Genomic DNA, 254 nt, shown 5'->3' on the forward strand with positions numbered 1-254 from the left:
TCTTCCGGAAAGGTATCCTCGGCCGAAATTTGTTTCCGGATACGATTGGATACCACAGCGCTGTGATCGACACCATATGCAAGCTCGTGAAGGCGGTGTCCGTAACTTCCAAAACGCTCTACCAGAGATGAAGGCTCATATTTTGGATGTCGCCGACTAACTTGATCCCTTCCGTTTCAAGTCGAGCCTCGCTGACCTTACCGACACCGGGGATGCGGCCAACGGGTAAGTTACGGAGAAACTCAAACGCCTCA

Annotated in this window: 1 protein-coding gene; it reads right to left on the bottom strand. The window is 52.0% G+C overall.

The genetic code is table 11. From position 1 onward, the window contains the following. Positions 1-118: 118 nt before the first annotated feature. Positions 119-214, bottom strand: a complete 96-nt coding sequence (locus JAO32_RS20125) for a DNA polymerase thumb domain-containing protein (protein ID WP_443082621.1) — start codon at positions 212-214, stop codon at positions 119-121. Between the last annotated feature and the right edge of the window lie 40 nt (positions 215-254).

The organism is Terriglobus sp. ADX1 (genome assembly GCF_036877645.1).
Classification (GTDB): domain Bacteria; phylum Acidobacteriota; class Terriglobia; order Terriglobales; family Acidobacteriaceae; genus Terriglobus.